Below are 14,456 nucleotides of genomic sequence, written 5' to 3' on the forward strand. Positions count from 1 at the left end.
CTTCAAATCAAACATCGTTTATTATATCATATTTTAATCATGTTTTCAATACCGCGGTACTGTACGCGCTATTTTTTTCAGTAAGGCATTATGATAAAAAAAGAAATCGGATCGAATTTTATTCTGTTTCTGGCGGCGCTTATATGGGGCCTCGCGTTCGTGGCGCAAAAGTTAGGCGCTGAATTAATAGGGCCATTCACCTTTAACGGGATCAGATTCGCCCTCGGAGCGCTTTCGCTGCTTCCTGTAATAGCAATTTTGAAAAAGATCGGATTATCCTCTTCCAAAGCATCCTTTAAAAAGCTTTTGGCTTACGGCACATTATGCGGCTCGATAATGTTCGTCGCCTCCTGGCTTCAACAATCGGCAATGAAGGATGTCGACGCGGGGAAAGCCGGGTTTATAACCGGGTTTTATATTGTGCTCGTTCCGCTGTTCGGATTGTTTTTAAAGCAGAAGACAAATTTATTTACCTGGATCGGCGCCGCGCTTGCCGTAACCGGGCTTTACTTTTTAAATGTAAATGAAAATATGTCTCTTAATTTTTCGCCCGGAATACTGGCTTTGTTGATCTCAAGCTTTCTCTGGGCAGCGCACATTATCTGTATAGATCACTGCGTTCAGCGCTCGGATGCGCTCAGGCTTTCGTGCGTACAATGCTTCGTATGCTCCGCCCTGAGCATGATCTGCGCCTTTATTTTCGAAAGCGTTACATTGGCTTCGATAAAATCGGCTGCTGTACCGATAGCCTACGGAGGCTTTTTTTCGGTCGGATTGGCATATACATTTCAAGTAATCGGTCAGAAAAATTCCCGCCCGGCAGTCGCCGCGATAGTTTTAAGTCTTGAATCGGTAACAGCCGCAATCGGTGGCGCGCTGATGCTGAAGGAATCCTTGGGCGCAAGAGGCGTTATAGGGTGTGTGCTTATCTTTGCGGGAATAATCGCCTCTCAGCTTAAAACGATCGCATTAAGCGAAGCGGGTATAAAAAACAAATAATCAAACCAAAAATATAGATTAGGAGAAGAGAAACAACATGCTGGATTTTAATAATCTGCTGTCACGGCTATGCCTCGTGCCGTCCGTTTCCAGCCGCGAGGACCGCGCGCACGCTTTTTTCAAAGAACTTTGCGCGCCATATTTCGATGAGGTCTTATGTGACCGTTTCGGAAATGTGATCGCGAAAAAGCTGTGCGGAAAAAAAGGAGCGAAAAAGCTCATGCTCGACGCTCATCTTGATGAAATCGGGCTTGTCGTCACAGAAATATGCGACGGCGGCTTTGTAAAGGTTGCGCCGATAGGCGGCGTAGATACGGGAATACTTCCCGCAATGGAGCTGATTCTTTACGGAAAGGAAACGATTCGCGGCATTGTGGCGGCCGCGCCTCCGCATTTGATTCCGGCCGACAAGCGAGGCAAAAAGCAGGAGATGAGCTCTGTTCTCGTCGACACAGGTTATTCGAGGGAATCTCTCGAAAAAATTATATCTCCAGGAGATCTGATCGGCTTTGACACGAAATTCACAGAGCTTTTGAATAACCGCGCCGCCTCAAAGGGGATGGACGACCGCGCATGCGGGCTTTGTCTTATCGGTGCGGTCGAGCTTGTCTGCGGCAAGGATATTGATTATGATATATACGTCACTCTGAGCATCAGAGAGGAAACGGGCGCTCTCGGAGCAGTCATGGCGGCATATTCCGTAGAGCCCGATTTCGCGATAGTGGTCGACGTGGATCACGCCCGCCTCCCAGGAGACACGGAAAAGGCACGCGATTTGATCGGAGAGGGAGCAAGCATAACATATACGGACACGCTTTGCCGCCATCTCTCGGATGCGCTTGTAAATTCGTCGAAAAATGCCAGGCTTCCTATACAAGTAATCGCGGATACAGGACATACCGGTACAAACGCTCATGAAATGGCCGTGTCGGCAGGCGGAATACCCTGTGTCGTCCTCTCGCTGCCGCTAAAAAACATGCACACGCCTGTGGAATTATGCGATATTTCCGATATGGAAAGCGTCGCAAACGTAATCGCCGCGTTTATAACCGACGGCACATATAAAGGAGAGGGGGAGATTTTGTTTGACAGAACATAATAAAGCGCTTTTGTCCGCGCTCTGCGATATGAACGGAGCGACAGGATGCGAGGACGAAATTAAGGCGTTCATTATAAAAGAGATTTCGCCGTACTGCGACAAGCTGTTTACGGATAAATTCGGCAATCTTATAGCTTTTAAAAAGGGTGAAAAGACGCTTCACCGCCCGTTGATGTTCGACGCTCATATGGATGAAGTCGGATTTATGGTGCGTGCAATCGACGACGAGGGATATATCAAATTCGTTCCGGTCGGTGGCATAGATGCCGGCATTTTACCAGCCAAACGCGTAAAAATCGGCAAAAACAACATAAATGGCGTAATTTCCTCAAAGCCTGTTCATATGCAGAGAAATGACGCCAATAAAAATGACGCGCTTTCAATAGACAAGCTGCTTATCGACATAGGCGCCAAGGACAGAGAAGACGCGCTTTCTCATGTCTCAATAGGAGACTATATACACTTTGATTCCAAAACCGAATTCTTCGGAGAAAACGGCGGCGTGATTAAAGCAAAGGCGCTTGACGACAGGCTCGGATGCTATCTTCTCATTAACGCAATGCGTGAAACGACCGCGCTTGAATATGACACATACTTCTGCTTTTCAGTACAGGAGGAAACAGGGCTTCGCGGAGCGGCGGTTGCCGCCCATAACCTTTGCCCCTCCGTGGCAGTCGCGCTCGACGCCACAACGGCGGGAGATATGCCCGGAGTCAGCGGAATGGACGTCGTCTGCCGCCAGGGAGAAGGAGGGGTTTTGTCTCTTATTGACGGCGCCGCCATCTATGACAAAGAGCTTCTTTTCACAGTTATGGACGAAGCCAAAGCGCGCGGCATAAAGCATCAGCTTAAAACACGACCGTCCGGCGGAAACGATGCCGCCGCTCTTCAGCGCGCAGGATACGGGGCAAGAGTATGCGCCATGAGCGCGCCCTCGAGATATATCCATTCCCCCTCATCTACCGTCCGTGTGGAGGATGTCGATTCAATGCAGGCGATGATCGGCGTTATGATACATGTATGCGGCAAGTTTGCCGAAAACGAATAAGGAGATAAAATCATGAAGATTTACGATACATTAAAAAAATTCAACGCGGTTCTTTCCGTATCAGGATCCGAACAGGAAATGGCAAAGACTATTACCGAAATCATCAGCCCCTTTGTCGATGAAATACACGCAGACGCAATGGGGAATCTCATTGCGTTAAAGAAAAGCACACGCGAAAACGCGGAAAAGCTCATGTTGTCGGCGCATATGGATCATATCGGATTTATGGTTATGGATATTGATTCTGACGGACGGGCCCGTGTCGCCCCTATCGGCGGGATCTCCGCAATAGCCGCGTCTTATTCGGTCGTGAGCTTCGCATCAGGACTGAAAGGCGTTCTCGTGCCGGAATCCGGGACGGCCGCCGCGGATATTAAAGCCGAAAAGCTGTATGTGGATTTTGGAACTCCCGGTAAAAAGGCGATAGAAAAGAAGGTAAGGATTGGTGATGTATGCGCCGTTTGTCTTCCTCTGACGAGGCTTTCCGGAGGCTGTGTTTCCGGTTCATTTATGGATAATAAGATAAGCTGCGCATGTCTTATCGAGACAGCGCGTGAGCTTGCTTCCGGAAAAGAGCTTTCTCTTCCTTATGATGTATATTTTGTATTTACGGCGCAGGAGGAGGTAGGATGCCGCGGAGCAAAAACGGCCGCTTATTCCATAGCGCCGGATTACGGCATAAACGTCGACATATATCCGGCAGCTGACGTCATCGGAGGAAAGAGCGGACTGAAGCTCGGAGCGGGCCCGAGCATAAAAATAAAGGACGCGAGCGTACTCTGCACTTTCCCGATGATAAAGCATCTGAAGGCATCCGCGGAGGAAGCAGATATTAAATATCAGATAGAGGTCGCGACCTTCGGAGGTACAGATACCTCATCCGTTATAACTTCACACGGCGGAGTTATGGCCGGCGCAATTTCAATTCCGACAAGGCACACGCATTCCCAAGTTGAAATGTTAAAGCTCTCCGATGCCGAAAACGCGGTCGAGCTTTTGACAGCTTCGGTAAAAAAAAGTTTTATTAACGCGGCAACTGAATAATTACCGCTTTAAGAGAAAAAACAGCTGTGGTATATGAGCTTTTCACTTATAAAACAATCATTTTTTAATTGCTGTTTTAATAAGAAAAGCAGTTGACAAAAAGGAACCGTTATGATATATTAAACGCAAGCAAAGGGGAGTAGCTGCGGTGCTTTTATCGCGCCGCCGCAACGATCGTCATGACGCAGCATCCCGTTTCCGGGTTGCCGCCGGTCGCGCGCAATGCAATTACGAGCATTAAGCAAGACTTTTGCCGGATTTTCCGGCAGAAGTCTTTTTTGTTTGATGAAAACCCGAAATAAAGAAATAATAATATAGTTCGGAATAGCTTCTCCTAGTCCTTGATCACCATTATTTTTAAAAGCATAATATCACAGTTATTGAACAGCAATCAAAATAATGATAGCAATGATAGAAAAGCCCATATACTATAGCCTATTTCTCTGACAAGCGGCGATCATTGTATTGTCTCAGCCATGTATATAAATTTATTTGAGGTGATAAATATCAGCGAGTTATTTTCAAATTTTTCAAATCTGGACTGGCGCCAGGCAGTCATGTGGATTATTGGTGCGACACTCATTTATCTCGCGGTAAAAAAAGATATGGAGCCTTCTTTGCTGCTTCCGATGGGATTCGGCGCCATTATTGTCAACCTGCCTCTTTCGGGAGCCGTCACTCAAATAATAGACGGAGCTAAAGAAATAGGCATTATTGACGCGCTTTATTCCGCCGGCATAGCCAATGAACTTTTCCCTCTTCTGTTGTTCATAGGTATCGGCGCGATGATCGATTTTGGTCCGTTAATGCAAAATCCGAAGCTCCTTTTATTCGGCGCGGCGGCGCAGTTCGGCATTTTCTTCACTCTTTCCGCGGCGTCGCTGTTCTTCAATCTTAATGACGCGGCATCCATAGCAATAATAGGCGCCGCTGACGGACCGACATCAATATTTGTGGCGAACTTCTTCAAAAGCAATTACATCGGAGCCATAATTGTATCGGCATATTCTTATATGGCGCTGGTTCCTATTATTCAGCCGGCGGTCATATACGCAACCACCACAAAAGCGGAACGCCGCATACGTATGGAACCTCTTGCCGGAAATGAAATACCTCATTATATCAAAATAATATTTCCGATAGCCGTCACTGTCATAGCAGGGCTTTTTGCCCCGCGTTCGGTCGCGCTTGTAGGCTTTTTGATGTTTGGTAATCTTTTAAGAGAATGCGGAGTGCTAAAGTCTCTTTCCGAAACAGCTCAGACGACGCTTGCAAATCTCATAACTATTTTGCTTGGCATCACTGTTGCGGCAAACATGAGAGCGGAACAATTTCTGACAAAAGAAACTCTCATGATAATGGGGCTGGGACTTTTCGCGTTTGTCTTTGACACGGTCGGAGGGGTATTTTTCGCAAAGCTTTTAAACCTGTTTTCAAAAAAGAAAATCAATCCAATGATCGGTGCCTGCGGCATTTCGGCTTTCCCTATGTCCGCACGCGTCATACACAAGCTCGGCCTTAAAGAAGATCCGACCAATTATCTTCTAATGTACGCCGCGGGCGCAAATGTGGCCGGTCAGATTGCCTCTGTTATAGCCGGAGGGTTGATACTGACGCTTTGCGTATGATTACAAAGGAGAAAATATAATGAATACTGAGCTTTTTTTACAAACTTTGCCGATAATGGCAAAAGGCGTCGGCGGAATCTTTATAGTAATGGGCATAATTTATCTGCTTGTCACCGTGCTCAATGTGATATCGGCAAAAAATAATAATCAAAGCAAATAATTTCCTGGGGACTTTTCCGTGAAAAGTCTCCATACCTTTAAAAGCTCATTCAGAATAAGCTTAAAATGAGTTTTGGAGATTCTCATGAACACGTTTCCAAATAAGCAACAATTCTGAAAATATTTTATCTTCGCACTCTAGATATTGCAGTTAAATGAACTAAGCCTTACCCAATCTGGGAATCGTCCGTGGTAATGGCTGGGATCGGTAATACAAAGCATCTGCACAATGTGCTTGACATGGTCATAAAGGAGAATCGAATGAACTTCGCAACAACAAAAGAAGAAATTGATTATATCAATAGTTCCTTAACTGCTTTTAATATTGCTATGGTTGGCCCTGATAACCATGAACTGTTGAATATGATTGAATATGATAATTCACACAAAATAATAGCTGGTTTATTGGGTGGAACTTATTGGGGATGGATGTATATTGATGTTTTGTGGGTCGATGAAAAATACCGCAAGCATGGATTTGGTTCGAAAATTTTAATTTCAGCTGAAGATGAAGCTCGTAAACGTGGTTGTCATCATGTACATGTCGATACTATGAGTTGGCAAGCACCAGAATTTTATAAAAAACATGGATATAAGATTCTAAGTGAATTAAACGATATTCCGCTTAATAACACAAAATACCATATGATAAAAGAATTATAGTACTATCACATACCTTCATTCATATGTATTTACAAATCTTAGATTGTTGGTTTAGTCACAAGTACTTAAATTCAAGGGGTTATAGTAAAACAGCGAAAAAGATGATTCAGGTTAAATTCCCAAAATGAGTTTTAGGGGATTCTTAAGGACACTTTTCCTAAAAGGATCCTTAAGTGTTTTTTGTATAACAAAACCCGCATCTGCGAGATACGCGGATGCGGGCTTTTTCACTTTTTAGAGGTATTAATTTTTATGTTTCGTTCAATGGTCTGTCTTCCGCGCCACGCGAAAGCGCGGTCATCAAATTTTCCGGCGTGGGAAAGCGCGGAGATATTCTCAAGCGTCGGATTAGGAATTAAATCTGTTCGAAAAAACTCGATCGGAGTTTCCGGAATCCCGGAATTATGCGGGCAGACATTCTGACAGATGTCACAGCCCCAGACGGTCCCGGTCGAAGCAAGGCGATCCTCGTCCCCTTCGTCAAGATGCTTTTTCTGGCTGATGTAGGAAAGGCATCGTGTGTAATCCCGCAATAAAAGCGCATTACCCGGACATTCAGATACGCATTTTCCGCAGTCAAGGCATTCCGTGCGCTCGGATATGCCTGAAGAATCAAGCAATATATGAGATGAAAAATATATTCCGCACAGAAATATGAAGCTTCCATATTTTGAATTTATCAGAAGCCCGTTTTTCCCGATAAAACCAAGCCCGCAGGTCATGGCGGCCGCACGTTCGTCAATGGGTGAATTATCTCCGGTGACGGCAAATTTCACGCAAGCTCCGCGCGAATTCAGAAATTTGCCCAGCCGATCTGACAGCAGCCTGAAATACAAATGATAATCACGCGCGGCGGCATAACGGGATATGCCCGCTCCGTCCGAAAGCTTTGTATAATAAGGCACGCAAAACATAAGGACAGACACCGGCTCTCCGATTTTTGTAATAAGCGATTCGGCCGCGCACGGATTTATAATTTTACACGACGAATAAGGAACAACGGCATACGTATCTATATTTTCAGAGCTTAAAAATTCCCCGAGTATAGCTCCGATATTATCGCCGGATTTATTTTTTCCTTTTGTGTACTTATCCGATTTCATGAGCATTTTAAAAACATACATTTCTCTTAATAGAAAATCAGTATCAGACCGTTCGGATATCTCTTTGTCAGCGTTGAACGCTTCGGAGATATCAAAATATCCCGGAATATACCGGCGTCTTTTCTCATTATCGGTCATATGCGTTTTTCCGGCAGAGCCGGATATTTCACATGTATATATATATGAGTTCTGTTCAAAGGTATCGGAATCATAAAGGCTTCTTCTGATTTCGCGTATCAATCCCAAGGGTTTTACCGTATCCGCAACCACAGAGTATCCTGTTTCTTCGTCAACCTCGCGGATAAGTGCGTCGAGATGATCCTCTTCGCGTTCAATTCCTCCTCCAGGAAGCTTATAATATCCCTCGGCTTCGCTTTTTATCAGCAAAAGCTTATCTCCGCGCCGAATTACGGCGCGGACAGCATTCCGTACAAGCCGTGGCGCGTCGGGATTATAATCACCCTTATCAAAGACTTTTAAAATATTCATATATATTCTCTTATTTAATAAAATAATTGCTTCAGGAGGGATCGTTGGCGGCCTTTACGGCTTCAGCCACAGCCGGAGCGACGCGTTTGTCGAAAGCTTTCGGTAGAATGTATTCGTCACTCAGCTCCGATTCGGAAACAAGCCCTGAAAGCGCGTATGTCGCGGCGACCTTCATTTTTTCGGTTATCGCCTTGGCGCGGCAATCAAGAGCTCCGCGAAAAATGCCCGGGAAAGCAAGAACGTTATTGATTTGATTCGGATAATCGCTTCTGCCCGTGCCGACAATGGCGGCTCCCGCGGCTTTTGCCTCGTCGGGCATTATCTCCGGAACCGGATTCGCCATAGCAAAGACAATAGATCCCTGCGTCATTCCCGCAACCATTTCGCACGTGACAATTTTCGGAGCGGAAACTCCGATAAAGACATCCGCGCCCTTCATTGCATCGCCAAGCTTTCCTGTGACGCCGCACGGATTTGTCAAACGCGCCATTTCGCGCTGTGCGGGATTGAAAGCGTCCTGATCGTCGCAAATTATACCCGCGCGGTCAACCATAACAAGATCCTTTACGCCAAGGTTTATAAGATGCTTTCCGATTGCGATCCCCGCGCTCCCCGAGCCGTTTATAACTGCTTTTACCGATGAAATATCCTTCTTCACAACACGCAGAGCATTCATCAACGCGGCTCCTACGACTATCGCGGTGCCGTGCTGGTCGTCATGAAATACAGGTATGTCGCATATTTCCTTTAAGCGCCGTTCCACTTCAAAGCAGCGCGGCGCGGATATATCCTCGAGATTGATTCCGCCGAAGCTGCCGGAAATCAAGTATATTGTGCGCACAAGCTCGTCGACATCCTTCGACCTTATACATATAGGAAACGCGTCGACGTCTCCGAATTCCTTAAACAAAGCGCATTTGCCTTCCATTACCGGCATTCCGGCCTCCGGGCCTATATCTCCGAGTCCGAGCACGGCGGTGCCGTCGGTGATAACGGCGACGAGCTTGCTCCGGCGTGTAAGAGTAAACGATTTATCATAATCCTTCTGTATTTCCAGGCACGGAGCGGCAACTCCGGGAGTGTATGCGAGAGAGAGCTGCTCTGAATTTTTTATTTCGACACGGCTCTTGATCTCAATTTTTCCCTGCCATTCGTAATGCTTTTGAATTGCCCTTTCGGCAAGTGTTTCCGGTTTTTTATCATTTTGTCCGTTCATAATGATTTTTCCTTTAAGTTCAATCCATTAAGGTTTAGTAGAAAATTATTTATGGTTTATAGGGTGAAATTAGTTATTTGTCTTCAAAAGGGAATTTAAAGTCATATAGACACAATTCGTCTCTGACGGCGATAAGCTCCTTCTGGACCGCGGCATTTACAGGAACTCCGCTGTCTTTTCTCTGCTGCCATACTATATATTCTTTTTCACCGGCGGTATAAATACGGTCATGTCCGGGCGCCTTTTCCGATGAGCGCAGCTCACGAAGGATATCTCCGCAAGTCTTTTTAAAAGCTTCAAGCCCCATGAACGCCTCTGTATCTATCGCAATAAAGAAATGTCCGAGGCGATACGGAACCTTTTGTCCCTTTTCGCCGATTCCGGTAAGCATACGAAGGTAATTTCCCTGCTGCAGAGCAGCGGAGAGTATTTCAACGACAGTGGCATAGCCGTATCCCTTATATCCGGCCAGTTCGTCTCCGATGCCACCCAGCGGGGCAAGAGCCGCGGCGCCTTTTGTCAGATCGGAGAGAATTTCTTCGGAATCGGTCAAGGTTTCGCCGTTTCTACCTATGACCATACCGGCGGGGGTGGGCTTTCCAAGACGGGCGTAATATTCTATTTTACCGCGCTGAACTATCGAAGTCGCGCAGTCAAGCACAAACGGAAACGGTTCGTCGGTCGGCATTCCGAAGGTGATCGGGTTTGTTCCGAGCATATTTTCCACTCCGAAGGTCGGAGCAATCGAAGGGCGCGCGTTTGTCCCGGTAATTCCGATCATTCCGGCAGAGGATGCCATGGTGGCATAATATCCCGCTATGCCATAATGAGTGGAGTTTCTCGCGGCGACCATGCCCATTCCGTATTTTTTGGCTTTTTCTATGGCCATACTCATGGACTTGAAGCCGATGACTTGTCCCATGCCGTCATGTCCGTCGACGACCGCGGTCGTCGGAGTTTCACGAACAATTTCAAAATTCGTTATCGGATTCTGTATACCGGCTTTTATTCTGTCGAGATATATCGGCTTAAAACGGTTTACTCCGTGGGATTCTATGCCCCGACGGTCGGATTCAAGCAGAACATCGGTGCAGATAACCGCATCCTCAGCGGGAACGCCGTATCCTATAAAGGCCGCTTTCACGAAATCGGTTATTTGCTTCCATGATACTATACAGGTTTCTGCCATATTTTTATGTCCTTTTTATATTATAATTTGTAATATAGCCACGATGAATATACCGGGACGCGCGGATCTCCGAAAAGTTCATTCAGTTAATCCTGATTTCTGCTAATCATTATTTTATCACAAACGTGAAATTTTACAATAGTATTTGTTGAAAAACCCGGCGAAGTAAAATATATCAGATAATATATGTAATATAAACCGCTTCCGCCGAATATTATTTGACATGAAGAAACGTTTTACGGAGGTAATTATAAATGTTTGTATATTCTGTGAAGAGCTCTGTGCTAAAAATATGGGCGATCATTATTGTTGCACTGATCGTTATAATTCTGCTTGCAACGCTGCTGCCAAAAAACAATCGCGAAACAGTCGAAATCAAACCGGACGGAATGCTTTATGGTGCGACAAGGCTTTCCTCCGGCGATTTCAAGGGTATTAAAACGGCGTCCGACAGGATTGAATTCTTAAAAAAATTCGGCTGGGAAGTCGATCCCGAAGTGATTGAAATATCAGAGGTAACCGTGCCGTCAGTGTTTGATGCGGTATATACCAAATACAACGAGCTCCAGAAGGGCGAGGGACTTGACCTTTCAAAATTCCGCGGGAAGAAAATAAAAAGATATACTTACATAATAAAGAATTACGATTACAACGGAACAGTGTATGCCAATCTTCTCGTTTACCGCGATACGGTCATAGGCGGAGATGTTTGCTCTGCGGATGTAAACGGCTTCCTGCACGGTTTTACAAAGGACAACAACATCTTCATGTAAACAGTTGTTTCGGCTGCGTTAACGATATCATCTAAGCAGTTTCCGGCGGTATTGGCGATTTAGTCGTCAGACCGCTGGTTTTATGTGTAGATTCATTAAATTTCTTTTCACTTAACATTCAGTTTATTTTCTCTGATTAAATAAAATAACGGGATATAATAAATGCATGCGAAAACATATAGAAAGGCGATACAGAAAATGAAACGCGTACTATGCCTGCTGCTTGCTGCTGCATTAGCCTTGTTTTTCACCGGATGCGGATATGTGAACGAAAATAAAAACAAAAAGGATGACGGAGGAACCGCGCAAGTATCTGGCGCGGACACATACAAGCTGTCTTTTTATTCCGACGGAAACCTTTATTCCTCTGCCGATTATGAAACAGGCGCTTCTGTGACCGTTCCGGCGGAACCCGTGAAGGAAGGATATACCTTCGTATCCTGGGACAATTCCGTTCCCTCTTCCATGCCGGAAGAAAATATATCATTTAATGCCGTATATAAAATAAACAAATATACTCTTACCTATGTGATGGACGGCCAAGCTGTCAAAAACGCGGAATACGAATACGGCGCGGCCATAGAAAGCTATTCACCGGATTATAATTCCGAAGAATATCAATTCAGCGGCTGGGCCGACCTTCCCGCTTCAATGCCTTCATCCGACACCACTGTAACCGGAAAGCTGTACAATCTCGGGGAGATAATAAACATAGACCTTTCATCCCTCAAAGCCGGAAGCGTATACAATATAAGCAAATCCGGCATATATATGGCTTCGGGCACTGCGGCAAACGCACAGCTTTTGTTAAGCGGCAAGGGATGCGATTTTACTCTTATCTTTTCAGATGCTTCTATGACATATCTCGGCGCCGGCGCGCCTGTTCAATGCGATAAAGGCAATTCTCTTAATATTATTTTAACTGACGGAACAGAAAACTTCGTCTCTGACAGCTCATCAAATACCGAAGACGCTGCCATCCAAGTGAAAAGCGCCGATTTAAGCATCAGCGGCGGCGGAAAGCTGACCGTCAATTCCTCGTCCGAGGGAATATACAACACTAAAAATTTCACGGTATCCGGAGGTGATATTACCGTAAATTCCGCGGATCACGGAGTAGCGGTTAAGAATTCGCTTACTATAAAAAGCGGAAAGCTGACTGTGAAAGCAGGCGGCGACGGTATCAAAGCAAAAGGCGATACTGACGAAAACGGTTTGTATATTTCAGGCAGCGGCATTATTTCTCTCTTAGGCGGTACGATTGATCTCACATCCTCCGGAGATGGGATTGACGCCGAATCAAGCATTTTGGTCGGCGGCGGGAAGCTTAATATCAGCTCCGGCCTCGATGGGATCAAAGCCGTTTGCGGCGTCACAATATGCGGCGGCGAAATAAATATAGTTTCAAAAGAGGATGGGATCAAAGCAAACGGCGACGGGACAGCCGCAACCGGTTATGTAAAGCTTTCCGGCGGAACAACAATAATCACATCCGCGGGCGACGGTATCCAGGCAGAAACCTTTCTGACCGTGGACAGTCCCGCAGCAATTACAATAACATCAGGCGGCGGCATTAACGGCGAGACAACCTATGACAGCAACAATGAAGAAATCAGCTGTAACGGATTGAAAGGCAAGCTGTCGCTTGTGATAAACGGAGGGTATATTTCGATAGACAGCCGTGAGACCGCGCTTAAATCAGACGCCGTAATTGAAATTAACGGCGGTTCGGTGGATATAAAATCGGCCTCTACCGCTGTAAAAAGCGAGAATGATGAGGAAACCGCAGGAAAGCTCAGCATCTCCGGCGGAACAACGACGATTTCGGCCGGCAAAAACGGGCTGTTTTCTATTGATACGCTTTCGATAAGCGGCGGAAACGTAAACATAAAAACTACCGGAACCGAAATTAAATCACAAACATCCACGACAAAAATCGGCGGCCGAGGCTTTGGCCCGGATGATAACAATACTGTAAAAATAGCCTCTAAGGGTATAAAATCAAATAGCGATATTGACATAAGCGGCGGAACGATTACAGTGTCGAGCACCGGACACGCAATAAAATCAGGCGGTACTCTCACCGTAAAAGGAAACGCAGTCCTGAATCTCGACGCCTATTATAACAACGCCAACAGCAAAGGACTTGCATCAGACGGCGTTCTCACAATAGACGGCGGCAAAATTGCAATAACACGTTCATACGAAGGCATCGAATCAAAGACTTATATTAATATAAACGGCGGATATATTGAGCTTGCCGCTTCCGATGACGGTCTTAACGCAGGCGGTACCGGTGCTTCAAACACAGGCATAAATATAACAGGGGGTTATTTATTCGTAAACGCAAGCGGCGACGGAATCGATTCAAACGGAAATATAATAATGAGCGGCGGAAACGTAATTGCCGCCGGTCCGACCTCAGACGGGAACGGTCCGCTGGACTGCGGCGACGGAAGCTGTTATATAAAAATCACAGGAGGCGTTCTGCTTGCTTACGGTTCTTCCGGTATGGCTGAATATCCGAGCTCAAATTATTCTACGCAATACAGTATTGGCACTGCTTTATCGCTTTCAGCCGGAACCCTTTGGAGTATAGCCGATTCGGACGGTAATGTGTTGTTTACATTCAAAGCACTTAAGATGACGCAAAGCGTCTGTCTCAGCATTCCGGAGTTTGAAAAGAACGCTGTCTATACGATTTCCACCGGCGGGAGCTATACCGGAGGAACCTGTGTAAACGAGGTTTACAGCGGCGGCTCCTACAGCGGCGGATCTGTTTCTTCAAAGCTCACGCTCACGGCTGTGACTACATCGACCGGAGGCGGAGGAATGAATCCTGGGAGACCCGGCGGAGGAATGAATCCCGGCGGACCCGGCGGCGGAAGACCCTGAGTAATGATTGACTAGGCGATTAAGAATTACAGCTTAAAGAGAAAAAGGCTCTGGTATATGAGCTTTTTTATCTTAGAAGTTTGAATTTATGTTCTATTGAACTATATCACACAAAGAAGCTGTGGCAAAATTATGTTTTGCCGCAGCTTCT

At 45.9% G+C, this 14,456-nt stretch carries 12 protein-coding genes; 9 read left to right on the forward strand and 3 right to left on the reverse strand.

Annotated elements, in window-relative coordinates; genetic code table 11:
- Nucleotides 1-90 precede the first annotated feature (90 nt).
- The 7 genes from VB118_03300 (at nucleotide 91) to VB118_03330 (ending at nucleotide 6,640) form a co-directional block, all read left to right on the forward strand.
- On the forward strand, nucleotides 91-999 hold the full coding sequence (locus tag VB118_03300) for a DMT family transporter (protein ID MEA4831627.1): 909 nt from the start codon (nucleotides 91-93) through the stop codon (nucleotides 997-999).
- A gap of 37 nt (nucleotides 1,000-1,036) precedes the next feature.
- Nucleotides 1,037-2,098 carry a hypothetical protein gene (locus VB118_03305; protein MEA4831628.1) on the forward strand — a complete coding sequence of 354 codons (1,062 nt, stop codon included), beginning with the start codon at nucleotides 1,037-1,039 and terminating at the stop codon, nucleotides 2,096-2,098.
- Nucleotides 2,085-3,146, forward strand: coding sequence for a M42 family metallopeptidase (locus tag VB118_03310; GenBank protein MEA4831629.1), 1,062 nt, complete (start codon nucleotides 2,085-2,087; stop codon nucleotides 3,144-3,146). The genes VB118_03305 and VB118_03310 overlap by 14 nt, the downstream gene beginning before the upstream one ends.
- 12 nt (nucleotides 3,147-3,158) lie before the next feature.
- Nucleotides 3,159-4,190: a M20/M25/M40 family metallo-hydrolase gene (locus VB118_03315; protein ID MEA4831630.1), complete on the forward strand. Its 1,032-nt coding sequence runs from the start codon at nucleotides 3,159-3,161 to the stop codon at nucleotides 4,188-4,190.
- 557 nt (nucleotides 4,191-4,747) lie between these two features.
- A complete protein-coding gene (locus tag VB118_03320) occupies nucleotides 4,748-5,818 on the forward strand; it encodes a sodium ion-translocating decarboxylase subunit beta (protein ID MEA4831631.1) in 1,071 nt (356 codons plus the stop codon).
- 19 nt (nucleotides 5,819-5,837) lie between these two features.
- The gene (locus VB118_03325) at nucleotides 5,838-5,978 is read left to right on the forward strand and encodes an OadG-related small transporter subunit (protein MEA4831632.1); all 141 of its coding nucleotides are present in this window, start codon (nucleotides 5,838-5,840) and stop codon (nucleotides 5,976-5,978) included.
- A 260-nt stretch (nucleotides 5,979-6,238) separates the two neighbouring features.
- Nucleotides 6,239-6,640 carry a GNAT family N-acetyltransferase gene (locus VB118_03330; GenBank protein ID MEA4831633.1) on the forward strand — a complete coding sequence of 134 codons (402 nt, stop codon included), beginning with the start codon at nucleotides 6,239-6,241 and terminating at the stop codon, nucleotides 6,638-6,640.
- Nucleotides 6,641-6,867: 227 nt separating this feature from the next.
- Here the strand turns inward: VB118_03330 and VB118_03335 are convergent, their stop codons facing one another.
- From VB118_03335 to VB118_03345, 3 genes are all read right to left on the reverse strand, one after another.
- Entirely contained in the window at nucleotides 6,868-8,232 is a 1,365-nt protein-coding gene (locus tag VB118_03335; GenBank protein ID MEA4831634.1) for an NUDIX domain-containing protein, read from the reverse strand.
- A gap of 31 nt (nucleotides 8,233-8,263) precedes the next feature.
- Nucleotides 8,264-9,448 (reverse strand): NADP-dependent malic enzyme, encoded by a 1,185-nt coding sequence (locus tag VB118_03340; protein MEA4831635.1) that lies wholly within the window; start codon nucleotides 9,446-9,448, stop codon nucleotides 8,264-8,266.
- A 73-nt stretch (nucleotides 9,449-9,521) separates the two neighbouring features.
- Entirely contained in the window at nucleotides 9,522-10,637 is a 1,116-nt protein-coding gene (locus VB118_03345; GenBank protein MEA4831636.1) for an Ldh family oxidoreductase, read from the reverse strand.
- A gap of 254 nt (nucleotides 10,638-10,891) precedes the next feature.
- Here VB118_03345 and VB118_03350 point away from each other — a divergent pair, with 254 nt between their 5' ends.
- Together VB118_03350 and VB118_03355 are read left to right on the forward strand one after the other, a co-directional pair.
- Nucleotides 10,892-11,410: a DUF4830 domain-containing protein gene (locus tag VB118_03350; protein MEA4831637.1), complete on the forward strand. Its 519-nt coding sequence runs from the start codon at nucleotides 10,892-10,894 to the stop codon at nucleotides 11,408-11,410.
- Nucleotides 11,411-11,608: 198 nt separating this feature from the next.
- Entirely contained in the window at nucleotides 11,609-14,305 is a 2,697-nt protein-coding gene (locus VB118_03355; protein MEA4831638.1) for a carbohydrate-binding domain-containing protein, read from the forward strand.
- Nucleotides 14,306-14,456 lie beyond the last annotated feature (151 nt).

Source organism: Oscillospiraceae bacterium (genome assembly GCA_034925865.1).
Taxonomy (GTDB): Bacteria; Bacillota; Clostridia; order Oscillospirales; family SIG627; genus SIG704.